The 25,524-nt window shown below is 63.0% G+C and carries 26 protein-coding genes; 9 read left to right on the forward strand and 17 right to left on the reverse strand.

The features are described 5' to 3' along the window. Positions 1–6: 6 nt before the first annotated feature. From hypB to QQZ18_RS00630, 13 genes are all read right to left on the reverse strand, one after another. A complete protein-coding gene (gene hypB, locus QQZ18_RS00570) occupies positions 7–954 on the reverse strand; it encodes a hydrogenase nickel incorporation protein HypB (protein WP_284537334.1) in 948 nt (315 codons plus the stop codon). Continuing rightward, complete coding sequence (hypA, locus tag QQZ18_RS00575; protein ID WP_284537335.1) at positions 954–1,295, reverse strand: hydrogenase maturation nickel metallochaperone HypA; 342 nt, start codon at positions 1,293–1,295, stop codon at positions 954–956. Before hypA ends, hypB begins: the two co-directional genes overlap by 1 nt. Further along, on the reverse strand, positions 1,288–2,271 hold the full coding sequence (locus QQZ18_RS00580) for a hypothetical protein (protein WP_284537336.1): 984 nt from the start codon (positions 2,269–2,271) through the stop codon (positions 1,288–1,290). The genes hypA and QQZ18_RS00580 overlap by 8 nt, the downstream gene beginning before the upstream one ends. Then, entirely contained in the window at positions 2,268–2,771 is a 504-nt protein-coding gene (gene hybE / locus QQZ18_RS00585) for a [NiFe]-hydrogenase assembly chaperone HybE (protein WP_284537337.1), read from the reverse strand. Before hybE ends, QQZ18_RS00580 begins: the two co-directional genes overlap by 4 nt. Continuing rightward, entirely contained in the window at positions 2,761–2,946 is a 186-nt protein-coding gene (locus QQZ18_RS00590; protein WP_284537338.1) for a rubredoxin, read from the reverse strand. The genes hybE and QQZ18_RS00590 overlap by 11 nt, the downstream gene beginning before the upstream one ends. Then, entirely contained in the window at positions 2,943–3,746 is an 804-nt protein-coding gene (locus QQZ18_RS00595; protein ID WP_284537339.1) for a hydrogenase expression/formation protein, read from the reverse strand. Before QQZ18_RS00595 ends, QQZ18_RS00590 begins: the two co-directional genes overlap by 4 nt. Then, positions 3,743–4,183 carry a hydrogenase accessory protein gene (locus QQZ18_RS00600; protein WP_284537340.1) on the reverse strand — a complete coding sequence of 147 codons (441 nt, stop codon included), beginning with the start codon at positions 4,181–4,183 and terminating at the stop codon, positions 3,743–3,745. The genes QQZ18_RS00595 and QQZ18_RS00600 overlap by 4 nt, the downstream gene beginning before the upstream one ends. A 10-nt stretch (positions 4,184–4,193) precedes the next feature. Continuing rightward, positions 4,194–5,018: a glycosyltransferase gene (locus QQZ18_RS00605; protein WP_284537341.1), complete on the reverse strand. Its 825-nt coding sequence runs from the start codon at positions 5,016–5,018 to the stop codon at positions 4,194–4,196. A 91-nt stretch (positions 5,019–5,109) separates the two neighbouring features. Then, on the reverse strand, positions 5,110–5,403 hold the full coding sequence (hypC, locus tag QQZ18_RS00610) for a HypC/HybG/HupF family hydrogenase formation chaperone (protein WP_284537342.1): 294 nt from the start codon (positions 5,401–5,403) through the stop codon (positions 5,110–5,112). Between the two features lie 12 nt (positions 5,404–5,415). Continuing rightward, the gene (locus QQZ18_RS00615) at positions 5,416–5,979 is read right to left on the reverse strand and encodes a HyaD/HybD family hydrogenase maturation endopeptidase (RefSeq protein WP_284537343.1); all 564 of its coding nucleotides are present in this window, start codon (positions 5,977–5,979) and stop codon (positions 5,416–5,418) included. Positions 5,980–5,984: 5 nt separating this feature from the next. Next, on the reverse strand, positions 5,985–6,698 hold the full coding sequence (gene cybH, locus QQZ18_RS00620) for a Ni/Fe-hydrogenase, b-type cytochrome subunit (protein ID WP_284538737.1): 714 nt from the start codon (positions 6,696–6,698) through the stop codon (positions 5,985–5,987). A gap of 28 nt (positions 6,699–6,726) precedes the next feature. After that, positions 6,727–8,517 (reverse strand): nickel-dependent hydrogenase large subunit, encoded by a 1,791-nt coding sequence (locus tag QQZ18_RS00625; RefSeq protein WP_284537344.1) that lies wholly within the window; start codon positions 8,515–8,517, stop codon positions 6,727–6,729. A 60-nt stretch (positions 8,518–8,577) separates the two neighbouring features. Further along, the gene (locus tag QQZ18_RS00630; RefSeq protein WP_284537345.1) at positions 8,578–9,675 is read right to left on the reverse strand and encodes a hydrogenase small subunit; all 1,098 of its coding nucleotides are present in this window, start codon (positions 9,673–9,675) and stop codon (positions 8,578–8,580) included. Between the two features lie 289 nt (positions 9,676–9,964). Between QQZ18_RS00630 and QQZ18_RS00635 the strand changes: the two genes are divergently transcribed. Further along, complete coding sequence (locus QQZ18_RS00635; RefSeq protein WP_284538739.1) at positions 9,965–10,336, forward strand: arsenate reductase; 372 nt, start codon at positions 9,965–9,967, stop codon at positions 10,334–10,336. A gap of 15 nt (positions 10,337–10,351) precedes the next feature. Here QQZ18_RS00635 and QQZ18_RS00640 read toward each other — a convergent pair whose 3' ends face one another. Beyond that, positions 10,352–11,830, reverse strand: a complete 1,479-nt coding sequence (locus tag QQZ18_RS00640; protein ID WP_284537346.1) for a protein adenylyltransferase SelO — start codon at positions 11,828–11,830, stop codon at positions 10,352–10,354. Positions 11,831–12,627: 797 nt separating this feature from the next. Between QQZ18_RS00640 and QQZ18_RS00645 the strand changes: the two genes are divergently transcribed. Continuing rightward, positions 12,628–13,521 (forward strand): tetratricopeptide repeat protein, encoded by an 894-nt coding sequence (locus QQZ18_RS00645; RefSeq protein WP_284537347.1) that lies wholly within the window; start codon positions 12,628–12,630, stop codon positions 13,519–13,521. 112 nt (positions 13,522–13,633) lie between these two features. Here QQZ18_RS00645 and xth read toward each other — a convergent pair whose 3' ends face one another. Then, complete coding sequence (xth, locus tag QQZ18_RS00650) at positions 13,634–14,416, reverse strand: exodeoxyribonuclease III (RefSeq protein ID WP_284537348.1); 783 nt, start codon at positions 14,414–14,416, stop codon at positions 13,634–13,636. 333 nt (positions 14,417–14,749) lie between these two features. Between xth and QQZ18_RS00655 the strand changes: the two genes are divergently transcribed. Continuing rightward, positions 14,750–14,899, forward strand: a complete 150-nt coding sequence (locus QQZ18_RS00655; RefSeq protein ID WP_284537349.1) for a hypothetical protein — start codon at positions 14,750–14,752, stop codon at positions 14,897–14,899. 136 nt (positions 14,900–15,035) lie between these two features. Continuing rightward, entirely contained in the window at positions 15,036–18,488 is a 3,453-nt protein-coding gene (dnaE, locus tag QQZ18_RS00660) for a DNA polymerase III subunit alpha (protein ID WP_284537350.1), read from the forward strand. 88 nt (positions 18,489–18,576) lie between these two features. On the opposite strand, the gene QQZ18_RS00665 is transcribed toward dnaE, so the two are convergent. Continuing rightward, complete coding sequence (locus tag QQZ18_RS00665; protein WP_284537351.1) at positions 18,577–19,257, reverse strand: uracil-DNA glycosylase; 681 nt, start codon at positions 19,255–19,257, stop codon at positions 18,577–18,579. Between the two features lie 239 nt (positions 19,258–19,496). Continuing rightward, complete coding sequence (locus QQZ18_RS00670) at positions 19,497–20,075, reverse strand: LabA-like NYN domain-containing protein (RefSeq protein ID WP_284537352.1); 579 nt, start codon at positions 20,073–20,075, stop codon at positions 19,497–19,499. Positions 20,076–20,594: 519 nt separating this feature from the next. Between QQZ18_RS00670 and rpoZ the strand changes: the two genes are divergently transcribed. The 5 genes from rpoZ (at position 20,595) to rnc (ending at position 25,427) form a co-directional block, all read left to right on the forward strand. Next, positions 20,595–20,978, forward strand: coding sequence for a DNA-directed RNA polymerase subunit omega (gene rpoZ / locus QQZ18_RS00675; RefSeq protein ID WP_284537353.1), 384 nt, complete (start codon positions 20,595–20,597; stop codon positions 20,976–20,978). Positions 20,979–21,187: 209 nt separating this feature from the next. Next, a complete protein-coding gene (locus QQZ18_RS00680; RefSeq protein WP_284537354.1) occupies positions 21,188–23,398 on the forward strand; it encodes a RelA/SpoT family protein in 2,211 nt (736 codons plus the stop codon). Between the two features lie 3 nt (positions 23,399–23,401). After that, positions 23,402–23,824 (forward strand): holo-ACP synthase, encoded by a 423-nt coding sequence (gene acpS / locus QQZ18_RS00685; RefSeq protein WP_284537355.1) that lies wholly within the window; start codon positions 23,402–23,404, stop codon positions 23,822–23,824. Positions 23,825–23,972: 148 nt separating this feature from the next. Next, positions 23,973–24,728, forward strand: coding sequence for a signal peptidase I (gene lepB / locus QQZ18_RS00690; protein ID WP_284537356.1), 756 nt, complete (start codon positions 23,973–23,975; stop codon positions 24,726–24,728). Positions 24,729–24,731: 3 nt separating this feature from the next. After that, positions 24,732–25,427, forward strand: a complete 696-nt coding sequence (gene rnc / locus QQZ18_RS00695; protein ID WP_284537357.1) for a ribonuclease III — start codon at positions 24,732–24,734, stop codon at positions 25,425–25,427. Positions 25,428–25,524: the final 97 nt, after the last annotated feature.

Below are 25,524 nucleotides of genomic sequence, written 5' to 3' on the forward strand. Positions count from 1 at the left end.
GTCTCGTCAGGCCCGCGCGACGGCAGCGGCGCGAGACAGGCTCGCACGCGCTTCGATCCAGGCATAGAAAGCGGCCATGCCCTCACCGGTTTCGGCCGAAACCACCAGAGTCTGGAGGTGCGGGTTGACCGTGAGCGCCGCCGCAAGGCACTTGCCGACGTCGAACTTCAGGTGAGGCAGCAGATCCGCCTTGTTGAGGAGAAGGAGATCGGCCACGGCGAACATGTCGGGATATTTCAACGGCTTGTCCTCTCCCTCGGTGACGGAGAGCACGACAACCTTGTGCGCTTCCCCGAGGTCGAAGCCGGCCGGACAGACGAGGTTGCCGACATTCTCGATGAACAGCAGTCCGCCCGGCTCGGCCTTGATGTCGTCGAGCGCGGCGCCAATCATGCTCGCCTCGAGGTGACAGCCTTTCCCGGTGTTGATCTGAACCGCGCGGGCGCCGGTCGCCCGGATGCGCTCCGCGTCATTGTCCGTCTGCTGGTCGCCTTCGATGACGGCAATCGGAAACTTTGCCTTCAGATCCTCGATGGTGCGCACCAGAAGCGTCGTCTTGCCCGAGCCGGGCGACGACATCAGGTTGAGCGCCAGCGTGCCGGTGGCCGCGAGGCGGCTGCGATTTTGCCGGGCTGCGTCATTGTTCTTGGCGAGGATGTCGCGCTCGATGCGGATCACCCGTTCGCTGTCGATATCGGGCTGGTGAACGGCGACGAGCGGTGCCGCATGCACATGATGGGTGTGTCCGTGATCATGTTCATGCGAGTGGTCGTGATGATGGTGGTCATGATCATGGCCATGGTCGTGCTCATGCGAATGGGCGTGATGGTGATGATCGTGGCCATGCTCGTGATCGTGGGGATGATCGTGCGAATGGCCGTGAAGCTCCGCCGGCGTCTTACCGTTGATCCTGTAGCCGGTGCCGCCCGACCCGCAGCCGCAATCCTTGCACATCACTCCACCTCCAATTCGCGCAGTCTGAGCTCGTCACCGCTGCTCATCTGCACGTGCCGGCGCCCGCAGTCCGGGCAGGCGCCGAAGCGTTCGGTCATCGGCACGGTCTTAGCACAGTCGAGGCACCAGCCACTGCCGGGAATGCGCTCGATGACCAGCCTTGCGTTCTCCGCAAGGGTTCCGTGGCTGACGGCCGAAAAGCAGAAAGCCAAGGCGTCGGGATCGACATGGCCAAGTACGCCCACCTCCAGAACCAGCGACCGAATGCGCTTGGCACCGTTTCTTTTCGCCTCGTCGACGGCGATCTCCACCGCCGCCTCGCAAAGCGACATTTCATGCATCGGCTGCCCCTTCGGGGACGACGTCAACGGCAACACAGGGAGAGAACTGCGCCGCCAACCGAGCGATCGCCGGCACGGCATCGCCTTCCGGCCGGAACCCCACGAGGGCGCGCGCAAACGGTCCATCGGGATGGAAGTTCCATTCCGTGGGAGCGACGACGCGGGCGTCTCGGAGCCGTCCATCTCCTTGCACCACGGCAGAATAATATAACCTGCCGCGTGGACTTTCCACTGAGGCGTATCCCGTATGGTTCTGCGTCCGATTTGCAGTAAGCCAGTTGCCGAAATCTCCGTCGCTACTGGCTCCGCCAAGAAGAATGCCGAGCGCTTCTTCCGCCTCGACGAGACGGGCGGCGTCGGTCGCGCCTCGAACCGAAGCGGACCAGCCGAGGCGGGCCGCCGGGCCGGTTTCGGGATGGCGGTCGGGGAGGAAGGGACGGGCCGAAAACTCGGTATCGGCCAAGAGCGCGGCCACGACGGGCTCATCGTCGGCCGAAGTCAACGCATCGGGCGGGGCCGGATGTTCCGGCAGGGCCGGCAGCCAGTCGGGCACCAGACCGAAGGCTGCGCCGATCGTCCTGATGTCATCGTCGACGACGCCCGTTCTCGCCGCCTTTCGTGCCGCCTCAAGAGCGTCCCGTACGATGGGGAAGGCCGCGACCGGCGCAAGACGGACCAGCTCGCGCAGGTGCTCGGCAACCCGTTCCGCGGCCAGCCGAATGTGCCAATGCTCCACCAACTCCACCGGAATCACACGATGGCCGGCCAGTGCGGCGGCGAAAGTCAGCGCGGCGGCATGCGACACGCCACAGACGGCGTTGACGAGACCGACCGCCTCGACCGCCTGCTCGACCGGTCGGCCGGCGAAGCGCGAGGCCAGCGACAACGGTCGTGCCGAGCGGATCGATGCTGCGGTAACCACGCCGTTCGTCAAGGAAAAGCCGACGGTTACCCGGCCCGGATCGATTCCGCTCATGACCCGCCGTCCGAGGTGCCGCGCCCGAATCCCAGAAGACGCCGACGGTCGAGGTTGATGGAGAGGGACGCCGTTTCGGATGGCTCTGTCTCCCCCAACAGCTCGTCCAGCGCGGCCATGGCGACCTCTTCGGCAATCACCTGATCGTCGAACTCGTCCATCGGCGAGAACAGAGACGCCGTGCCGTAACGGCCTCCGTCCTCCATCGACGCCACCACGAAATCGACCTCGCCGGCAGGCAGATCAAGCCGCAGCGTGACACCGTCGGGGGGCAGCTTGATGCCGGTATCGGGCACGGCGACGACGGCCATGCACCAAGGCGTGACCACGGCCGCGAAGCGGAAACGGCCGAAGCGCCGGATCGGCGTCACCATGACGGCAAGCGCCGGATTGTGAACGGGAAGGGCGGACATGCGGTTGTCGGCCGCTCGCCAGAAGTCTTCGAGACGGCGGACAAGTTCCTCGTCGTCGAGGTCGGACAGGAGCGCATCAGCGATCATCGTCGATCCTCATGAACCTGAGCTTGGATCCATCGCAGTTCGGACAGTGCCAGTCCTCCGGCAATGCCTGAAAGGGCGTGCCGGGCGGCACCTGCGCCACGTCGTCACCCTCGGCCGGATCATACACCGTCCAGCAGACACCGCACTCCCAACGATCTTCCGGGCGAAAAGTCATTGGAAATAAGCCTCGCCGATCTCGCGGAGACGGATAGCCGAGTCGCGAAAGTCCTCCACGGCTGCCTGCGCTGCGGCCGGCACGTCTCCAATCTCGACGGTGTCGAGCAGGATGGCGTCCATGGCATTGAAGAACTGCACCGACCAGACGTTGTGGATGGCCGTCGCCTGAACGCGGCAACTGCCGTAGCCTCGTGACACGATTTTGACCGGGCCGGTTCCAAGCCGATCGACCAGGAGGTCGAGATCTTCCGCCAGCATCGGCATCAGCGTCAGGGAGATGACATGGTTAGGCTCGCCCGGCCGGTAGGCCTCGGCGCGGTCGGCGATTTCCGCCAACACCGCCGGCGCATTCATCACCCCGTCCGGCAGGGCTTCGAGATCGAGGCTCGGCAGTGTCATCGCCGCGGCGCGGCGCACCGCCTGCGGCACGGCCGATACTTCGGCATAGTCGGCGATGATCGCGTGATCGGCGCCCAGGAAGCGGACGCGCCAGAGGCCGGCAAAGACGCTCTCGACGATCTCGGCCACCACGCCGTCCGGCAGGGCCACCGTGGCTGCCACTTCGCCCTCGCCGAGGATCTCGTTGAGCAGCAGCTTCTCGTCGTCGCTCAGAGGGGCGAGGTCGAACAGCAGGCCGGGCGCTGTCGCGGTCTGCCGTTCAAGCGCTGCCGCCATGTCCGGAAGAAGACGTGCGACACTGGGGCAGCGGGCAATCAGCACCTCGGCGTCGGACGTCGCCAGGAAGGCGAGGGTACCGGTACCCGTGGTTCGGCCGGTTGTCGGAAGATCCGTCGTCATGCCTCGTCCCTCCGGGCATTTGCAGTGATCGCGATGCGGCTCGGAGCGGCAAATGCCGGTGCGTCCTCCCTGAGCGCTGCTTCGAGACGGTCGAGATATTCGACCCAGTCGCGAATGCGAGGCAATACATCGAGTACCGTTTGGCCCCGCAGTACGACCAACGATGGAAAAACCTCGACTCGACAGCGAGCCTTCAGCGCCGCCTCGGCCGAGCGGTCGATCACGCCCGCCCGAAAGCGACCATGGAAGGCGGACAGCAGTTCCGGCAGCACCACGGCAACGTCGCCGCTGTCGCTCCGCTGGTCGGGGTCGCCAGTGAAGAACAGCAGCGCATGGTCCGGCTCGCCGGCAGCAGGCGCCAGGAAGGCGTCGAATGTATCGACGTCGATGGTCGGCAAGCCGTGGCGGCTTGCGAGAGCGGCGATCAATGCGGACATGGATTTGGCCTCACAGCCCCTTCAAGCGAGCGATGATGTAACGACCGACGCCGCGCGCCTGACGCCACGGCGTAAGGAGATAGTTCTCGGCGGCGATTCCAAAGTCGCTTTCACCTTCGGCGTTGCGAAGTGCCGGAATCGTCGGAAACAGGTCGGCCATGGACTCGAGGCGAACCCGCGTCCCCTTGATCCGGTTGGATACGTTGCCGCCGTGGACCACCTGCAACCAGGCCGGACGTCCTTCGAGCTGTCGGACCGGCGCCAATCGGGCGATGTTGACGTGAATCTCGCCCCAAATGGTCCGGGCGTCGAGCGCCATCGGCTCCAGGAGCGAGGCGAAGGGATTTTTGCGATCGACAATCCGATAGAGGCTCGGCGCGGTGCCGGCCGCCGACAGGATTGCGCCGTTTGGAAAGTTGAAAACCTGGGCGGTCCCAGCTCGCGCCGCTTCGCGGAGCCGGGCGACATGGTCGACGGCCAGAATGTCGTCACTGTCGAGGCGGGTGGTCAGCAGCCAGTCGCAGTCGGCATATCGAGGCAGAACGGCCGGAATGATCTCCGGCATCATGAAGAGATCGGTGAACTCGGCGTGAAATGGAAACACCTTCTGAAGGTCGACGATCACCTGCTTGAACTCGGCGGGCGTCTCCCGATCGAAGAAGATCACCCAGTCGAAATCCGTTTCCGTCTGCCGTGCGACGCTCGGCAGGCAGTAGTCGCGGAACAGGCGAAACCGATCGGCCAACCATCCCGGTTGCGAGCGGAGGTAGAGTTCCCGCCCCGGCGAAGGCACGTTGAAGCGTGTTAGGAAAACATGCTTGATCCTGGCACTCATACTGACTCGTCCTCGGTGCTTCGCAGATACTGGACGGGACGGTTTGCCCGGCCGGTGCCCTTGCTATCGTACGACTTCTCGACTGGCGATCTCACTTCCTGAGATGAACAGGCAGTTCCGGTTCGCGGTCCATGAGATCGGCGAAAAGATGCTCGAAGGGGCGCCCCTCGGCAGCCGCCGCGAGGCCATCGAGCGCCAGGCTGATCGCCTCGGCCTCCGCGTCGTCAAGCACGCGAATGGCGCTGTCGAGGTGCACGAGCAACCGGGCTCCGGGCGCCTGCCTGCCGACCAGCAGCGTCGAGACCCGCCGCGTCTCGCCGTGCCATTCGCAGAGAGCGGAAAAGTCGTCGCCATCGACGACGGTCATGGGCAGGCCAAGGCACATGGTTCGGCTCCCTCAGCCAGCGGCACGCGGCCGTTCGTAGGCGGCCCGATCGATGTCGTTGGCGAGCAGGCCGCCCTCCGGAGGAAGGGAAACCGCGCGCCGGACCGGAGGCACGCCCCAGTCCGAGAGTATGTCGACCGCACGGGCGATCGCCGGCTCGATGCTGGCGGCGACCGGAGCGGTCAGTGGCCCACCCCAGTCCTCAAGGTCGAGCGGCTGACAGCCGATCAGGGCGATATCGCCGGGATAGTGCCCCATCAGGTCGGCGGCGGAAAGAACTTCCTGAAAGCCGGTCTGATGCAGGCTCATCTTCTTGGCGCCGGTAAATTTCGGCACCTCGTCGCCGCGCACCACCTTCAGCGTGCCGGGGGCAAGGCCATAGTCGATGGCGTCGAATACCAGAAGGCGCTCCACCTCCGTGACGCGATTGACGAGGTAGAGACCTTGTGTGCCTCCGTCGAGCAGCTCGACGCCGTCGGCCATGGAATAGAGCCGGTGAAAGGCTTCGACCGCGCGAACGCCGAAACCCTCGTCGGCCCAGAGGATGTTGCCGATTCCCAAGACCAGTACGCTCATGCCGCTCAGCCCTCGCGCTCGTCGCGGAACTGCCGCTCGCCGGAGATCATGGTGGAGATCATGGTCTGACGGCTCATGATGTCCTCGCGCACCGCCGCGTAGATATGGACGATGGCAAAGATGACGATCACCCACATGCCGAGATGGTGCAGCGTGTGGACATCCTGAGAGTTCGGCCAGATGTCGAACACCCAGCCGAACACCTTGGCCTGCCAGCTATCGCGACCGGCCCCCTCGGAGTAGAGCGCAAACCCGGTGATGATCATGCCGAGGTTGAACAGCGTGAACATCGCAAACATGGCCGTGTGGGCAAGCGGGTTATGGCCAATGTACTTGTAGGGCTCCTTTTCGAGGAACAGGTACCAGCGCGCCTCGCGGATGACCCCCTTCCACCATGCCTTCTCCCATACCGGCAAGTAGAAGATCTGGCGGGAGTATTTGTTGCCCCAGAACGTCCACAGGATGCGGGCGAGGAAGGCGACGGCCAGCACCTGTCCGGCGGCGAAATGGGCGAAGCGGATGTAGCCGAACAGGAAGCTGCCCGAGGCTTCGCCCGGCATGGTCGGTGGCGGCGAACCGATGAAATAGCCGGTCACCGCCAGAATGGTGATGCAGAGGGCGTTGCCCCAATGCCAGAGGCGCACCGGCGCCTCGTAGACATAGATGGACGGGCCGGCGACGATGACGTCGTCGGTGGCGTCCATCACGCCGGTGAGCATCTTCGCGTCATGTGCCATGGCGTTGCCCTCAGCGGACGGTGACGGTTGCCATGTCCTGGCCGTCTTCGCTCATCACGTGGGTCGAGCAGGCGAGGCATGGATCGAAGGAATGCAGCGTCCTCAGGATCTCCAACGGCTTTTCGGGATCGGCCATCGGCGTGTCGAGCAGCGCCGCTTCGAAGGCACCGATGTTCCCCTCGGGGTCGCGCGGCGAGCCGTTCCAGGTGGTGGGCACAACGGCCTGATAGTTGTCGATCTTGCCATCCTTGATCTTGATCCAGTGGCCGAGCGCGCCGCGCGGCGCTTCGGTGAAGCCGACGCCCTTCGCCTCCTTCGGCCAGGTATCCGGCGTCCACTTGTCGGTGTTGGCGGTCGAAAGGTCGCCGGCTTTGATCGTGGCGACCAGCTTGTCCTGGAAATAGCGCAGCTGACGGGCGGCCCATTGGCATTCGAGCGCCCGCGCCGCGGTGCGGCCGAGCGTCGAGAACAGCGCGGTGAGCGGCAGGCCGAGGTCGGTGAGCAGCTTGTCGACCGGCTCCTTGAATTCGGGTTTGCCCTGGGCGTAGCCGATGACGTAGCGGGCGAGCGGGCCCACCTCGACCGCATGACCCTTCCAGCGCGGTGACTTGATGAAGGAGTATTTCGCCGCCTCGTCCAGAGCCTCGATGTTGGTCTTGGTCCCGCGCGCGTTGGGGCCAAGCTCGAAGTGCGGCTCGGTGATGCCGTCCCAGGGATGCAGCCCCTTGGTCTCGTCGGGATACTTGTACCAGGAGTGGGTGACGAACTCCTGCACTTCGTCCGGGTTGCCGAGGTCGATCGGGTGGATCTCGTCGAGCTTGCCGTTGAGGATGACGCCGCGCGGCAGCTTCAGCGACGCTTCGGAATAGTCGTTGGCATGCTCGGGGATGTCGCCGTAGCTCATCACCGAGGTCGACGACAGGCCACCGCCATGCAGCCAGTCCTTGTAGAAGGAGCCGATGGCCTTGAGGTCCGGCAGATAGACCTGTTCCGTGAAGGCGATGGCCTGATCGATGATCGACGAGACGAGGTTGAGCCGCTCCATGTTGATGGCACCGACGGCGCCAGTGCCGTCCACGTTGATCGGCGACGGAACGCCACCCACCAGCCAGTTGGGATGCGGGTTCTTGCCGCCATAGACGGTGTGGATCTTGACGATCTCCTTCTGGAAATCGAGCGCTTCCAGATAGTGGGCGACCGCCATCAGGTTGGCTTCCGGCGGCAGCTTGTAAGCCGCATGCCCCCAGTAGCCGTTCTTGAACGGACCGAGCTGCCCGCTTTCCACGAACTTCTTGAGGCGTCCCTGCAGGTCACGGAAATAGCCGGGCGAGGACAGCGGCCAATCGGAGATCGATTGGGCAAGCGCGCTGGTCGCCTTGGGATCGGCGGACAGCGCCGATACCACGTCCACCCAGTCGAGGGCGTGCAGGTGGTAGAAGTGGACGAGATGGTCGTGCACCTGCAGCGTCAGCTGCATGATGTTGCGGATCGAGTTGGCGTTTTCGGGGATGGTGATGCCGAGCGCGTTTTCGACGGCTCGTACCGATGTCAGGGCATGCGTGCCTGTGCAGACGCCGCAGATGCGCTCGGTGAAGGCCCAGGCGTCGCGCGGATCCCGACCTTTCAGGATAACCTCGATGCCCCGCCACATGGTGCCGGTGGAGACGGCGTTGCGGATGACGTTGTCGGCGTCGACGTTCACCTCGACGCGCATGTGGCCCTCGATGCGCGTGACCGGATCGACGACGATGCGACGGCCGGCATTGTCGAGCTTGAAGCCGTTGGGGGTTTCGATACCCATGGAAAACTGTCCCGTTCGTGAGAAGGCCGGCGGGGCGCAGGACGCCCGCGCGCCGGGCTGTTACTGCTGCTCGTGGCGACGGTGATGATCGTGCTTGCTGGTCAGCCGCTTGACGGCGGTCGCCGCCGTGTGCACCGCCACGCCAGCCACCACGACGCCGGCTGCGGTGAGGCCGATCTTGTCGGCTGTCGCCTCGACGCCGAACTGCCGGATGGTGGTCAAGCGGTCGTAGAATGACCCCTTGTCCCAGAAGCCCTCTTCCGAACAGCCGATGCAGCCATGACCCGACTGGATGGGGAAGGAGACACCGCCGTTCCAGCGGACCGTCGAACAGGCGTTGTAGGTGGTCGGCCCCTTGCAGCCCACCTTGTAGAGGCAATAGCCCTTGCGGGCGCTCTCGTCGTCCCAGCTCTCCACGAACTGGCCGGCGTCAAAATGCGGCCGGCGATAGCACTTGTCGTGAATGCGCTGCGAATAGAACATCTTCGGCCGCCCCTGGCGGTCGAGCTCGGGCATCTTGCCGAAGGTCAGGATATAGCTGATGACGCCGGTCATGACCTCGGCGATCGGCGGACAGCCGGGCACCTTGATGATCGGCTTGTCGCGGATCACCTTGTCAATCGGTACCGCCTGCGTCGGATTGGGCTTGGCCGCCTGTACGCAGCCCCAGGAGGCGCATGCGCCCCAGGCGATCACCGCCATGGCGTCGCCGGCCATCTCCTTCAGTTTCTCGACGAACGGTCGGCCGCCGTCGATGCAGTACATGCCGTCTTCGTTGAGCGGCGGATTGCCCTCCACGGCGAGGATGTAGCCGCCTTTGTACTTCTCGCGGGTTTCCTGGAGGATCTCGTCGGCCTGATGGCCGGCGGCGGCCATCAGCGTGTCGTCATAGTCGAGCGAGATCATCGACAGGATGACGTCCTTGGCCAGCGGGTGCGCCGAACGGATGAAGCTCTCCGAGCAGCAGGTGCATTCGAGGCCGTGCATCCAAATGACGGGGATGCGCGGCTTGGTCTCCAGCGCATGGGCCATCTCGGTGGCGGCCACCGGGCCGAGCCCGAGACTCGCCGCGGTCAGATTGCAGAATTTGACAAAGCTCCGCCGCGTGATCCCCTGTCTCCGGATCACGTCGTAAAAGGTCTCGGTCGCCGAACCCATGCTGTTCCCCCGAATAGCGAACCAATGCCAAAGACCGGGCGCTCAAGCGTCGGAAACGACGGCTTGCGCCACGACTCGCGAACATTAGCAATCGCTCATGCAGCTTAGTCTTCAGTTCAGAATGGGTCCAGATCACAAATCGTAGTGATGACTACGCGAGCCGGGTTTTCGTCGTTGAAATAAAGGCATAGTTTGAAGTTGAGCGGAGAGGATACGTGTCATCTCGTATGAAGCCATGCCCGCTTCCGGTTTCAAAATGGCGGGCCGAATACAACCAAGAGGTAAAGCGATGCCCATTACCGTCTATGGAATCAAGAACTGCGACACCATGAAAAAGGCCTTTGCCTGGCTCGATCAGCATGGCGTCGTCTACAGTTTTCACGACTACAAGAAGTCTGGCATCGCCGCCGACAAGCTCGCGACCTGGGTATCGCGTGCCGGGGGCTGGGAGCACGTGACCAACAAGAGCGGCCTCACGTTTCGAGGCTTGCCCGAAACCACTAAGGCGAGCCTCGACGACCAGCGTGCCATCGCCCTGATGGTCGAAAAGCCGAGCATGATCCGCCGCCCGATCATCGAGGCTGATGGCGGCAAGTTGATCATCGGCTTTTCGGAGGAGTCATTTACGGCGAGCTTCGATCCGTCCAACCCTGCGCCGTAGGCTGGGCAAAGGCCGTCAGGTGCCGCAGAAGGTCGCCATCACCCGGTCTTCCGGGTGTGGCGGCAGGGCTAGATCGGCGTCTTCGGGGCGGTCCTCGAAGGGGCGCGTCACCGCCTGCAGCAGGCGGACGTAGGACGAGCCGTCGCTCCCGTCGATGATGGCGTCGAGTGCCTTTTCCACCTGATGGTTGCGGGGAATGATAGCCGGGTTGATCGCCCGCATGTCCGCGGCAGACTCGGCCGGGGATCGGTTGCCTGTCGCGAGTCGCGCCCGCCAGGACGCCAGCCAGGGTTCAAGGCCGGCATTGCCGCCGAAGAGCGACAGGAGGGCCTCGGTATCCGCGTCGGGATCCGTCAGGTCGGCGAGGCGACGGAAGGCAAGTGTGAAGTCGGCCTTGCCCATCTGCATCAGGGAGAGCAACCCGGTGACCAACTCTCGGTCTCCGGCGCGCTCCTCGGCAATGCCGAGCTTTGCAAGAAAGCGCCCGAAGTAGGCCGCCTCGAAATGACCAGCGAAACCGCTCAGGCGCTCCACCACCATCTCCACCGCCTTGTCGCGATCGTCGGAGAGGAGCGGCAGCAGACACTCTCCTAGTCGGGCAAGGTTCCATTGGGCGATCTGCGGCTGCCGGCCATAGGCATAACGCCCCTGTCTGTCGATGGAGCTGAGCACCATGCTCGGCTCATAGGCGTCCAGGAAGGCGCATGGGCCGTAATCGATGGTTTCGCCGGAGATCGCCATGTTGTCGGTATTCATCACCCCATGGATGAAACCGACGGATAGCCAGAGGGCGATCAACCGGGCTTGCCGCTGGACGACTGCCTCGAAGAGCGCCGCGTAAGGGGCGTCACTGCCGGCAATGTCGGGATAAAGCCGCTCGATCACGTAGTCGGCGAGGCGGCGGATGCCATCCACGTCGGAGCGGTGGGCAAAATACTGGAAGGTGCCGACTCGGACATGACTTGCCGCGACACGGGTCAGAACGGCGCCTGGAAGGGGCCGCTCGCGCAAAACGGTTTCGCCGGTTGCGACGGCTGCCAGCGATCGGGTCGTCGGGATGCCGAACGCAGCCATCGCTTCGCTGATCAGATACTCCCGGAGGACCGGTCCGACCGCCGCCTTGCCGTCGCCGCGTCGCGAGAAGGCCGTGCGGCCCGATCCCTTCAATTGCAGATCGAGGCGACGGCCATCCCTGGCGATCACTTCGCCAAGCAACACGGCCCGGCCATCGCCGAGCGCCGGCACGAAATGGCCGAACTGATGACCGGCATAGGCGAGGGCGATCGGTTCGGCCCCTTCCGGCACGGCAGCTCCCGACAACGCGGCGACACCTTCCGGCGAAGCAAGCGCCTCGGCATCGAGGCCGAGCTCTGCCGCCAGCGTCGTATTGAGCACCAGCAATCCCGGCGACGGCGCCGGTTCGGGACGTACACGCTCGTAGAAGCGGGGCGGCAGGCGGGCGTAGCTGTTGTCGAAAGCGATTGCGAGCGGCAAGAACGGCTCCTCGAATCCGGACCGGTGGAACGGTCTTGGCAACGTGGGGCGGTTACCGGACACTTGGCCGGCTCATAGGCATTCTACGTAGAGTTCTAGATCATCCACTGCAAGGGCCAGCCCGGATATGCACGGATGGCACGCTGGGAGGCTCGGTGTTCGAATAAACTATTACAAGTCAAGATATTACGTAAAATTCTGAAACTAAAACTTCAAATTCCAAGCTCGGGCGTTTTTGACAAATTTGTTGAAGAATTCTTTGTATTTCATTGAAAAATATAACAAATAGCAGTTTGATCTAACCGCGGGAGGATGCCGCCGGGTTGTTGGTTGAAAACTCCAATTGGATTGCCCCAAACAATCGTCGCAGCCGAGTCCCTCGACAAATGCTCCTACCGATTCTGTGTCTCCGTCTCGATCGTTCGGCAGGGCCTCAAGAAGCCTTTCGACGAGAATCGCCGTTAGCTGACCACAGTCGCCGCGAATCCTCGGGGTCGTCCAATCAAAGGCGTCGATCTGCCGGAGGAGCCGGTTGCGCGTCGCCGCTATCTTAGGACACCTATGGCTGTGTTGAATCCGCAACAGGGCGGTCAATCTCGCGAAAACAGAAATCGTTAGGCATAAATTGCCCCTATTCAGCCATAAACGAACCTGACTTTATCGCTGTAAAACAAGCGTGGGAAAGCTTGGCGGTGGTCGTTGCCAAGCGCCTTCATCCCACGAAGGTTCGTGGGATGGGCGCGATGCTTCGGCATCGCCGACCGGAAAGCGGGCGGGGCGGAACGCCGAGAGTGAACATGTCGGGTGTCTGTGTCAGAAACGTCTGCAAGGTTTCCGTCGCCCTGTCTCTGGGCGTGATGTTCGGCTCGCAGGCCTTGGCCTTCGATCCGCAGTCCGCCGCTAGGCAGGATGCGTGTTGCGACGCCGCAACCATGTCCACGCTCCGCGAGGCCACCCGTGCCTACTACTCGGGTGACAAACGCGAGGCGGTTACGGGGCTGCTAGCCGCCGCCCAGAGTGGCCATCCGGCCGCGCAATGGAAACTCGGCCGCATGTACGCCAAGGGTGACGGTGTCGCCGAAGACGACATGAAGGCCTTCGAGTTCTTCAGCCAGCTGATTTCCGCTCATGGCGAAGATTCGCCTTCCTCCCCGGATGCCCCCTTCGTCTCAAGCGCCTTTGTCGAGGTCGGCTCCTATTATCTGACGGGCATAGCCGACACGGCCATCGTGCCGAACGTCAATCGCGCTCGTGAGATCTTCACCTACGCTGCTTCCTATTTCGGCGATGCGCTCGCCCAGCTCAAGCTCGGCACGATGTATCTCGACGGCGTCGGCGTCGACCGTGATCCGCGCCAGGCCGCCCGGTGGTTCCTGCTTGCCGCACGCAAAGGACAGGTGGACGCTCAGGCCAAGCTCGGCGAAATGCTGGTCAGGGGCGACCAGATCGAACCCAATCCGGTGCATGGCCTGATGTGGCTGACCATCGCCTTGAAGCGCGCCGAACTCATGCACCATGACGATGCAGCAATCCGGGCCTCCCATGAGGAAGCCTTCTCGCTGGCCAGCGAGGATGAACGCCGCAAAGCCATCGGGCTGGCCGATCAGTGGCTGATGGATAACGATGCGGCCTTTGCCCAGGCCTATGCGGCGCCGTCGGAGCGTCCCATCGAGGCTTCGGCGACGCGCTGAATGCGGTTCGCTCCCCAATGTGGCGATATCGACCGCATCACAAGTGACGATCCCATAGTTTCGAGCCGATCGGCCGCTTATCTCGCGCGGTGCGCCGGTCGACAGGCCTGCGTCAGAGCCTGAGTTCTACGACGACCGGCACGTGGTCGGACGGCTTGTCCCAATCGCGAACGTCGTCTTCGATCTCCACGCCGGCGATCCGGTCGGCCGCTTGGGGAGAGGCGAGGACATGGTCGATCCTTATGCCCCAGTTCCTTTGGCGGGCACCTGCCTGATAATCCCAGAACGTGTAGCGGCCGTCCCTGTCGTCGACCGCCCGTAGGGCATCGGTCCAGCCTAGGTTGGTGATCGACCTGAAGGCGGCGCGACTCTGCGGCAGGAACAGCGCATCGCCGGCCCAGACCGCCGGGTCGTGGCAGTCTCTCGGCTCGGGAATGATGTTGTAGTCTCCGCAGAGCAGGGTGAGTTCCTCGAGTGAGAGCAGTTCGGCCGAGTGACGGCGGAGGCGCTCCATCCAGGCAAGCTTGTAGACATACTTGTCGGTATCGGGGGGATTGCCGTTGGGCAGATAGATCGAGGCGACGCGCAGGCTGCCGGTTGGGACGGATACGACCGCCTCGATGTAGCGCGACTGAACGTCGCTGTCGTCACCCGGCAAACCGCGCCGAACCTCATCGAGCGGCAGGAGCGACAGAAGGGCCACGCCGTTGAACCCTTTTTGGCCGTGCAAGGCCACGTTGTAGCCGAGTCGCTCGAATGCCTCCGCCGGGAACGCCTCGTCGATGCACTTGATCTCCTGGAAGCAGACGATGTCGGGTCGGCTTCTCTCCAGCCAGGCCGATGCCGTTTCGATCCGTGCCCGGACCCCGTTGATGTTCCATGTGGCAACGCGCATGCAAACCCCTCCGGCCGCCGTTTTGGCGCCGCCGACTCCGCCGCTGCGCCCTTGGAAATCCTTCTCATACGCCCGTGAACGTTACAAGAACTATTGTATTTTGATCTAGGTTAAGGGCATGCTTGACGAACGAACAAAGATAGAACATTATGGGTTCTAACGCGGAACATGGAGGTGGGGATGACTGTGATAAGTGCCAGGGTTTCCATTGGCGAAATCGAGTGCGTGGTCGGTGTCCGCTACAACCATGTGTCGCACGAAAGGAACAAACAGGGATCATTTCCGCGAGCCGGTTGGGTTTTGCCCGGTTTTTCCGATGAGGAGACGCCGACAGTGCGCGATTTCACTCTGTCGCCGCGCGAGCGTCTCGCTTCGGCGATCACCTCGGCGGCAATCGTTCGCGACGTCGCTGCCCTCGGAGCTCTGGTGCTGTTCGGCACCATGCTCGTGCTGGTGCTGAGTTCGGCCGATATGCTGGTCTGAGCTATCGACGGGGTAGGGGGTTTTCCACAAGCGGGCCGCTTTCGGCAGGAAAACGCTCCGATCGTCAGGCCGGATGGGATAGCTTGTCGGCGTCGATCCGTCCGTCTCGAGGATCGGCCTCCAACCGGAACATGCGATGATTGGCGACGTCGGCTTCATTCACCTGCGCGTTCATAGCGCCTATTCGCTGCTCGAGGGCGCGCTGCCGCTGGTCAAGGCGCTGAAGCTGGCCGTGGCCGACAATCAGCCAGCGCTTGCCATTACCGACACCGGCAATCTGTTTTGCGCCCTGGAGTTTTCCGAAAAGGCCATCGAGAAGGGATTGCAACCGATCATCGGCTGCCAGATGTCGGTTGATTTCGGCGATGACAGCCCTGATCGTCGGCGTCCCGGCGGGCTGCCGCCGGCCTTGCCATCCATCGTGCTCATAGCGGCGACATCGGAAGGCTTTGCCAACCTGACGGTACTGATGTCCCGTTCCTTTCTGGAATCGGAGCCGGGCGCTCCGGCCAGTCTGCCGATCGGCCGGTTCGAGGGGCTGACAGGCGGCATCATCGCGCTGACGGGCGGCCCCAGCGGTCCGGTGGACAAGGCCATCTCCGCCGGCCTGATGCCCCAGGCAGAAAGTCGCCTCGCTTTGCTCGAAGAGCTGTTCGGCGACCGTCTCTATGTCGAGTTGCAGCGGCACGGCACCCCCGAAGAGGTGATGGTCGAGCCGCATCTCGTCGAACTCGCCTACGCGCGTGGTCTGCCTCTCGTCGCCACCAACGAGTGCTATTTCCCGACCCGCTCCGACTATGAGGCCCACGACGCTCTGATTGCCATTTCGGAAGGACGGATGGTCGCCGAGGACGACCGGCGACGTTTGACCGAAGAGCACTATTTCAAGTCTCGCGCCGAAATGCAGACGTTGTTTGCCGACCTGCCGGAAGCGCTTGAGAATACGATTGAGATCGCCCGTCGTTGCACGGTCCGGGCGCCGAAGCGCAAACCACTGCTGCCTCGTTTCGCCGGCGCCGACGTCGATGATGTTGCCGCGGCGGAAGCGGCAGAAGCTGCCGAACTTGCGAGCCAGGCCTTGGAAGGGCTTGCCCGACGCATCGAGAGCCACGGCCTCGCTCCTGGACTGACGCTTGAAGATTACCACAAGCGCTTGGAGTTCGAGCTCGGCATCATCACCCGGATGAAGTTCCCCGGCTACTTCCTGATCGTGGCCGACTTCATCAAATGGGCCAAGGCGCACGGCATTCCCGTCGGCCCCGGCCGAGGTTCGGGCGCCGGTTCGCTGGTCGCCTTCTCGCTCACCATCACCGACCTCGACCCCCTTCGGTTCGCCCTGCTTTTCGAGCGCTTCCTCAATCCCGAACGCGTGTCGATGCCTGACTTCGACATCGACTTCTGCCAGGACCGTCGCGAAGAGGTGATCCGCTACGTCCAGGGGAAGTACGGCCGTGCCCAGGTGGCCCAGATCATCACCTTCGGTTCGTTGCAGGCGCGCGCCGTGCTGCGCGACGTCGGTCGTGTTCTGCAGATGTCCTACGGCCAGGTCGACAAGCTCTGCAAGCTGGTGCCGCAGAATCCGGCCCATCCGGTGACCCTGGTCCAGGCGCTGGAGGACGAGCCGAGGCTCAAGGAGGCGCGCGAAGACCCGGTTGTCGACCGCCTGATCGACATTTCGATCAAGCTTGAGGGGCTTTACCGGCATGCGTCGACGCATGCCGCCGGCATCGTCATCGGAGACCGGCCACTCGACCAGTTGGTGCCGCTCTACCGAGACCCGCGCTCCGACATGCCGGTTACCCAGTACAACATGAAGTGGGTGGAGAGCACCGGTCTCATCAAGTTCGACTTCCTCGGCCTCAAGACCTTGACGGTGCTGAGGCGTGCCGTCGATCTCATCGAGCGAAAGGGCGTGAAGATCGACCTGTCGGCGCTACCGCTCGACGACCCGAAGACCTACGAGTTGCTGACCCATGGCGAGACGGTCGGCGTGTTCCAGCTGGAAAGCATGGGCATGCGCAAGGCCATTTCCGACATCAAGCCGGACCGCTTCGAGGACATCATCGCCCTCGTCGCGCTGTACCGGCCCGGTCCGATGGCCAATATTCCTGTTTACGGCGCCCGCAAGTTCGGTCTTGAGAAGCCCGACTACCTGCATGACTCCATCGAACCGGTGCTGAAGGAAACCTACGGCATCATCGTCTACCAGGAACAGGTGATGCAGATCGCCCAGATCCTTTCGGGCTACTCGCTCGGCGAAGCCGACTTGTTGCGCCGAGCCATGGGCAAGAAGATCAAGGCAGAAATGGACAAGCAACGGGTCCGTTTCGTCGACGGTGCCGTTGAGCGCGGTGTCGGCAAGGCGCTCGCCGACACCATCTTCGACCTCTTGGCCAAGTTCGCCGACTATGGGTTCAACAAGAGCCATGCCGCCGCTTATGCGCTGGTCGCCTATCAGACGGCCTATCTCAAGGCCAATCACCCCGTGGAGTTCATGGCGGCGTCGATGACGCTCGAGCTCACCAATACCGACAAGCTCAACGACTTCCGACGCGAGGCGATCCGCCTCGGGATCACCGTCGAGCCGCCGTCGGTCAACCGCTCCGACGTGGTGTTCGAGGTGGACGGCAAGCACATCCTCTATGCGCTTGCTGCCGTGAAGGGCGTCGGCCAGGCGGCTGTCGAGCATATCGTCGAGCAGCGGGGTGACAAGCTGTTCCGGTCGATCTCCGATTTTGCCAGTCGCATCAATCCCAAGGCGATGAACAAGCGCATTCTGGAGGCGCTCACCTCGGCCGGAGCGTTCGATTGCCTGGAGCCGAACAGGAATCGGCTTTTCCAAGGGCTCGACGCGGTGATGGCCGCCGCGGCCCATCGGCTGGAGCAGCAACAAAGCGGGCAGAACGAGCTGTTTGGCGGCGGAGGCGAGCCGGAGCCGGTCCGCCTGCCGTCGGTTCCCAACTGGCTGCCTGAAGAGAAGCTGCAGCGCGAGCACACGGCTATCGGCTTCTATCTGTCCGCCCACCCTCTCGACGCCTACGAAGCGCTGCTCGGCCGCCTGAGGGTGCAGACCTGGGCGCAGTTCTCGGCGTCGGTGAAGCGGGGAGCCTCGGCCGGACGGCTCGCCGGCACCATCGTTGCCAAGCAGGAGCGCAAGACGCGCACCGGCAACAAGATGGGAATCATCGGCGTTTCCGATCCCACCGGCCAGTATGAGGCGGTGATTTTCTCGGAAGGGCTTGCCCATTTCCGTAGCCTGCTGGAGGCGGGTCAGTCGGTGATCCTGCTGGTCAATGCCGAGGACAAGCCCGAGGGCATCTCCGTGCGGATCGATTCTGTGGAACCGCTCGATCAGGCAGCCGGCAAGCTGCAGAACGCGCTTCGCATTTTCCTTCGAGGCGCGGAACCGCTGCCGGCTCTTCGCGACGTGCTGAAGCCGGGCGGGGAGGGCGACGTGTCGCTGATCGTGCTCGGCGACGGCGGGCGGGGGGAGGTGGAGGTGAAGCTGCCCGGCGGCTACCGCGTGTCTCCCCAGCTCGCAGGCGCTCTTCGGGCGGTCGATGGCGTCGTGGATGTCGAATTGGCCTAAGTTGCCAAGTCGTCTGAAACACCGGACCCAGGCGGGATCCGACAGGAGACCGGATTTGTCGTCTGCGTCCGGCAGGACGCACGACGACTTAGCGGCTGTCGATATCCCGGCGCACGGCGGCGAAAACGGCTCGAAACATCTCCGGCGTCAGCACGCCCGTATTCGTGTTGTAGCGAGAGCAATGATAGCTGTCGTAGAGCCGGATGCCTGGCAGACAATCCAGCGTATGCACGGCCCCGTGGGCGAACTTATGACGGACAAGCGGCACCTTGAGCGTCTTCAGCAACTGGTCGTGAGCGATCTTGCCGAGCGCGATGATTGCCGAAAGGCGTGAAAATGTCGCCAGCGTCGCGGCAAAGAAGCGCCGGCAATTGTTGATCTCGTCGTTGGTTGGTTTGTTTTCGGGCGGTACGCAGCGCACGGAGTTGCTGATGGCGGCATCGACCAACTCGAAACCGTCATTGGGATCGGCGCGATAGACGCCGCGCGCAAAGCCGAACTCGCTCATGGTTTCGTAGAGAAGGTCACCGGCGTAGTCGCCCGTGAAGGCCCGTCCGGTGCGGTTGGCTCCGCGGAGACCGGGAGCCAGGCCGGCGATCAGCAGACGCGCATCCGAGGTTCCAAAGGTCGGGACGGGCGCATTGTGCCAGTCCGGATGCGCCTCGCGCTGCGCGTGCCGAAAAGCCACGAGGCGCGGGCAGAGGCCACAGTTTCGGTCGGGTTCGACCGGATGTCCGGCGAATTCGGCCACGACGCTTCTGTTTGACATGCAAATCCCCTGCGGCTGCCGGGACGGCGGGAATGTCTAGGCCTTCAGGGTCGCGGCCAGAACCGCAGCTTCCGGGATGGCGGCCGAGAAAAGTCGGGGACCAAATCCCGTCAGGAGGTCGTGAATTGTCTTGGGGCCGAACTGGACTTGCGCTCAACGACCAGCCGGCCGCTGGGCGAGATAAAACCCGCCCAGAAAGCGCCTAAAACCGCTGCGGTCCCAGCGTCCTCCGGCCGATGTCAGGCTTCGTCGGCCGCGCTGGTCCGGTCGTTGGCGCGTATCGGCCGTTCGTTCGGATCCCGGCTGATGCGTCCCGAGAGATTGGCAAGGTCGATGAAGTGGTCGGCCTGGCGACGCAACTCGTCGGCAACCATCGCCGGCTGAGTCTGCAGCGTCGAGACGACCGAAACCTTGCGCCCCTTGCGCTGAATGGCCTCTACCAGCGAACGGAAATCGCCGTCGCCTGAGAACAGCACGATATGGTCGACGTGCTCGGAGAGTTCCATGGCGTCGACCGCCAGCTCGATGTCCATCGAGCCCTTGACCTTGCGCCGGCCGGTGGAGTCGAAAAACTCCTTGGTCGGCTTGGTCACGACTTTATATCCATTGTAATCGAGCCAGTCGATCAATGGACGGATAGAAGAATACTCTTGGTCTTCAGCGAGTGCCGTGTAATACAGTGCCCTCAGAAGATATCCCTTGGCGCTGAACTCTTTTAGCAACCTACGGTAGTCAATATCAAATCCGAGAGCCTTGGCAGTCGCGTAAAGATTTGCACCATCGATGAAGAGGGCTATTTTTTCGCGTTCGTCAAACATTAGTTCTTTGCTTACCTCGCAACCGGCGGTCGTTTACAACTCTTCGTCCCGCTGAGCTATTGTATGTTCGTCCGAAGAAATTTTTCATGAAGCGACGTCAGCAGCCATCGTTTCGATCCGCTAAATTTCGCACATTAGTCCGCCTGTTATCAAGTTTTGGCGAAACAACCAAGTTAAAACGAATTGAATCGATGGATTCCCACGGAAAATGGCAGAAAAGGCTGCCAGATCGACCAAGGACGGATGCATTGGTCGAACGGTTTTGCAGCGAGAAAGATTGGTTCACCGAATTTTGAGGTCGCCGTGAATGCTCGCTGTCATCGTTGCCATGGAGTGTTGGCGTGCATCTCCGCTTGCTTTTCGGCCGTCCTCCGCATATTTACACCGTGAGTTCGGCAGCATTACCTCAAGCGCCGTTGGGGTGGGACTGCTGGTCGCGGAAATCGCGCTCTCTGGACGCTTGCCGGACGGGATGCCGTTCGCGCGAGCGAAATTTGTTTCTGGATCTGGAGTTGGACTATGGCACGCGTCACGGTCGAGGACTGCATCGACAAGGTGGATAACCGCTTCGAACTGGTGCTGTTGGCCAGCCATCGCGCCCGCATGATTTCATCCGGTTCGCCTCTTACGGTCGATCGCGATAACGATAAGAATCCGGTCGTCGCTTTGCGCGAAGTGGCGGAATCCTCGATTTCCCCACAGGATCTCAAGGAAGACCTGATCCACTCGCTGCAGAAGTATGTCGAAGTGGACGAGCCTGAGCAGGAGCCGGTGGCCGGTCTTCTCGGTGGGCCGGGCGATAGCGCGGACGACGACGAGATCGCCTTCGATCAGATGTCCGAGGAGGATCTGCTGCGCGGCCTCGAGAGCATGGTTCCGCCCGAGAAGGTCGAAGAGATCTGATCGCCGTTCTTGGCGGCTCTTTGGCGGGCGGACCGGCTTCGGTTCGCCCGTTTTCGTTTGTCTGCAACGGATTGAAAACGCTCGCCGTGCTTTTCCGCAGCGGCCCGCGCGAATGAGCTACTTTCCGGATTGGTGTTGCTATAGCTTTATTTTCGACGCCGACGCGCGTGGATTCGCACGTCCGGCTACGTGAGGAGTGACCGTCCCCGATGATGCGGCAGTATGAACTCGTCGAGAGGGTGCAACGTTATAACCCCAATTGCGACGAGGGTCTGCTCAACCGCGCCTACGTCTATGCGATGCAGAAACATGGCACGCAGAAGCGCGACTCGGGCGACCCCTACTTCTCGCATCCGCTCGAAGTCGCCGCCATCCTGACTGACCTCAAGGTAGACGACGCCACCATCGTCATCGCGCTTCTGCATGATACGATCGAGGACACCGACGCGACCCGGCAGGAGATCGACCAACTGTTCGGCGTCGAGATCGGCCAGCTCGTCGAGGGCCTCACCAAGCTTCAGAAGCTCGATCTGGTTTCCAAGCGCACGGCGCAGGCGGAAAATCTGAGGAAGCTGCTGCTCGCCATCGCCGAGGACTTGCGCGTCCTGCTCGTGAAGCTCGCCGACCGCCTCCACAACATGCGGACGCTGCATTTTGCGCCCGAGAGCAAGCGGGGCCGCATCGCTGAGGAGACGATGGAGATCTATGCGCCGCTTGCCGGCCGCATGGGCATGCAGGACATGCGCGACGAGCTTGAGGACATCGCCTTCAAGACGTTGCATCCCGACGCCTTCAGCGCCATCCAGGCCCGCCTCGACGAGATGGAGGCGTTGCAGAAGGACCTCATCGCCGACATCGAGAAGGAACTCCGCGAGAACCTGGAGGTGCGCGGCATCGTCGCCACCGTGAAAGGCCGGCGCAAGCAGCCTTACTCGATCTTCCGCAAGATGATCGACAAGCAGCTCGGCTTCGAGCAGCTGAGCGACATCTACGGATTCCGCGTGCTCGTCGATGATGTCGACACGTGCTATCGCGCCCTGGGTGTCGTCCACCAGCTATGGCGGACGGTGCCCGGGCGCTTCAAGGACTACATTTCGACCCCGAAGCCCAACGGCTACAAGTCGCTGCACACCACGGTCGTGGGACCTCATCGACAGCGCGTCGAGCTGCAGTTCCGAACGCACGACATGCAGCAGGTCAACGAGTACGGCATCGCCGCCCACGCGCTTTACAAAGACAAGATCAGCGAGAGCGGCCATCTGCCGCAGCTCGCCGACGACACGGCGGCTTATGCCTGGCTTCGCCAGACGGTCGAGGCGCTGTCGGAAGGGGCGAGTCCCGAGGAGTTCCTGGAGAACACCAAGCTGGAGCTCTTCCAGGATCAGGTGTTCTGTTTCACGCCGAAGGGGCTCCTGATCGCCTTGCCGCGAGGTGCGACACCCATCGACTTCGCCTATGCGGTTCACACCAACATCGGCAACACCTGTGTCGGCTGCAAGATCAACGGGCGCATCACCCCGCTGGTCACCGAACTGAAGAACGGCGACGAGGTGGAGATCATCCGCTCCAAGGCGCAAGTGCCGCCGCCCACCTGGGAGACCATCGCGGTGACCGGCAAGGCGCGCGCCGCCATTCGGCGGGCGACGCGCGAGGCGACGCGAAAGCAGTTCGCCTCGCTTGGCCGGCAGGTGTTGGAGACCGTGTTCTCCCGTGAGGGCAGGGAACTCACCGACACCCTTCTGGAGCAGGCTTTGCCTCGCCTGTCGCAGCCGACCGTGCCGGATCTGCTCGCTGCCGTCGGTCGCGCCGAAGTGCCGTCGACCGACGTGCTCAAGGCATGTTTCCCGGACTATCGCGAGGAACGGGCGGCGCGGCAGACAGCCACGCAACGCCAGGAGGGCGGGTGGTTCTCCTTTGCCGCGCAGGCTGGCATCAAGTTCCACGGCGATTCCGACTCGATCCGTGCCCATGGCCTGCCCATTCGTACCGTGGCGGCCGATCTGCCGGTCCGGTTCGCCCCTGACGGCGGTGCCGTGCCCGGCGATCGCATCGTCGGCATCGTCGAGCCGGATGTCGGCATCACAATCTATCCGATCCAGTCGCCCGCTCTGGTCGTGTTCGAGGACAAGCCCGATCGCTGGCTCGACGTCCGCTGGGACATCGACAGCGAGGACCCGATCCGCTTTCCGGCGCGCATATCCATCCAGTCGTTCAACGAGCCCGGCTCGCTGGCCCGCATCGCCAAGGCGATCTCCGATAGTGACGGCAACATCGACAACATCGGCATGGCGCGCCGCACCCCGGACTTTCACGAGATCGTCGTCGACCTCGAGGTGTGGGACATCAAGCATCTGACGCAGATCTTGAACGAGTTGCGCGTCCTGCCCAACGTCAGCAAGGTCGAGCGCGTCAACGGGTAGCCCATGATCATCGGCATCGGATCAGACCTCATCGATATCCGCCGTGTCGAGAAGACGCTCGAGCGCTTCGGCGAGCGCTTCGTGAAGCGCGTGTTCACCGATGTCGAACGCGAGCGCTCCGATCGCCGGGCCAATCGCGCCGCCTCCTATGCCAAGCGCTTCGCCGCCAAGGAGGCCTGCTCGAAGGCGCTGGGCACCGGAATTCGCATGGGCGTCAACTGGCGCGAGATGGGGGTCGTCAATCTTCCGACCGGTCAGCCGACCATGCGGCTCGAAGGCTCGGCGGCGATGCGACTCGCGGCGCTGACGCCGAAAGGGCTGGTTCCCCGCATCGACGTGACCATCACCGACGACTACCCGCTGGCGCAGGCCTTCGTGGTGATCTCGGCCTGGCCATCCGACTGGCCGACCATAGGCGGCGGGTGAGGCGCCACAATTCGGCTCGCTTTTCGGCTTTTCGTTGCGTCGCCGGTGCCGCTCCGATAAAAGGCGCCAAGGTCCGGGCCGCCGCGGATCGGCTGCCCTTGGCGCCGACGCGGGGTTCGGGACGTGACTCCGAATGAAGGGCAGCCATATGTCGGCGACCAAACAGCGCGCGGAATCCAAGGACGGCTTTTGGGAGACGGTCAAGGTGATCGTCGAGGCACTGCTTCTCGCACTCGTGGTGCGCACCTTCCTGTTTCAGCCCTTTTCGATTCCGTCGGGCTCGATGATGCACACGTTGCTCATCGGCGACTATCTGTTCGTTTCGAAATACTCCTATGGCTACAGCAAGTACTCGTTCCCCTTCGGACTTGCTCCGTTTGAAGGCCGCATCTGGGCAAGCGCCCCCAAGGCCGGCGACATCGTCGTGTTCAAGCTGCCTGCCGATCATTCGACGGACTACATCAAGCGGGTCATCGGCCTGCCGGGCGACAAGATTCAGATGAGGTCGGGCGTCCTTTACATCAACGGCCAGCCGGTTAAGCGCGAGAACACCGGCGAGTTCGCGGAGAAAGGGCCGTTCGGCAACGAGATCAAGGCGCAGATCTGGCGCGAAACACTGCCCAACGGCGTCTCCTACGACACGCTCGACATGGGCACCACGGCTGGCGACGACACGCGCGAGTTCGAGGTGCCGCCGGGGCATTACTTCATGATGGGCGACAATCGCGACAATTCCGCTGACAGTCGCATCGACGGGTCCGGCGTCGGCTACGTGCCATTCGACCATCTGGTCGGCAAGGCTCAGGTCATCTTCTTCTCGATCGACGAAAGCGCCAAGCCCTGGATGTTCTGGACCTGGCCCTGGACGGTACGCGTCGACCGCATGCTTTCCATGCTGAACTGATCCATGAACAATCATCAGGCACAAGTCCTGGAGGCGCTCGAAGGGCGCCTCCAGTATCATTTCAAGGATCGTACGGGGCTTCTTCGGGCGCTCACTCATCGCAGCGCCGTGCCCGGCGATCAGGTCGCACACGAAAGCTATCAACGCCACGAGTTCCTGGGCGATCGCGTGCTGGCTTTGGTGGTGGCGGAAATGCTGTTTTCCACCTATCCGCGCGAGGAGGAGGGCGATCTCGCCCGTCGGCTCAACCAGTTGGTTCGCCGCGAGACCTGCGCCGAGGTGGCCAGTGACCTCGATCTCGGCTCGGTGCTGCGGCTTGGAGCCGGCGAGCGCCAGTCGGGTGGCCGGCGCAAAGAAGCGATTCTTGGCGATGTGGCCGAGGCGGTGATCGCCGCCATCTATCTCGATGGCGGATTCGACGCGGCGAAGGATTTTGTCCTGCGCAACTGGAAACCCCGCATGGAGAGCCTCAGCGGCCCGTTGCGCGACTCCAAAACGCTCCTGCAGGAGTGGGCGCAGGGGCGCGGGCAGGGGCTTCCGGGCTATTCCATTGTTGAGCGTTCCGGTCCCGACCATGCGCCGATGTTTCGCGTCCTGGTCACCATCGACGGCGAAGCCGCGGGCGAGGGGCAGGGCAAGTCGAAGCGCGAGGCCGAACAAGCAGCCGCCGCCGAGGCGCTTGCCAAGCGGGCGGGGTGAGGCGGCCATATTGACCGCCCTTGTGCCGGTTGAGGTCGATCCGCCTATACGCCCGCTATTCAGTTGAAAAGGAATGACATAATCTTGGCTACCCTTC

It is taken from the genome of Pleomorphomonas sp. T1.2MG-36, from assembly GCF_950100655.1.
GTDB lineage: Bacteria > Pseudomonadota > Alphaproteobacteria > Rhizobiales > Pleomorphomonadaceae > Pleomorphomonas.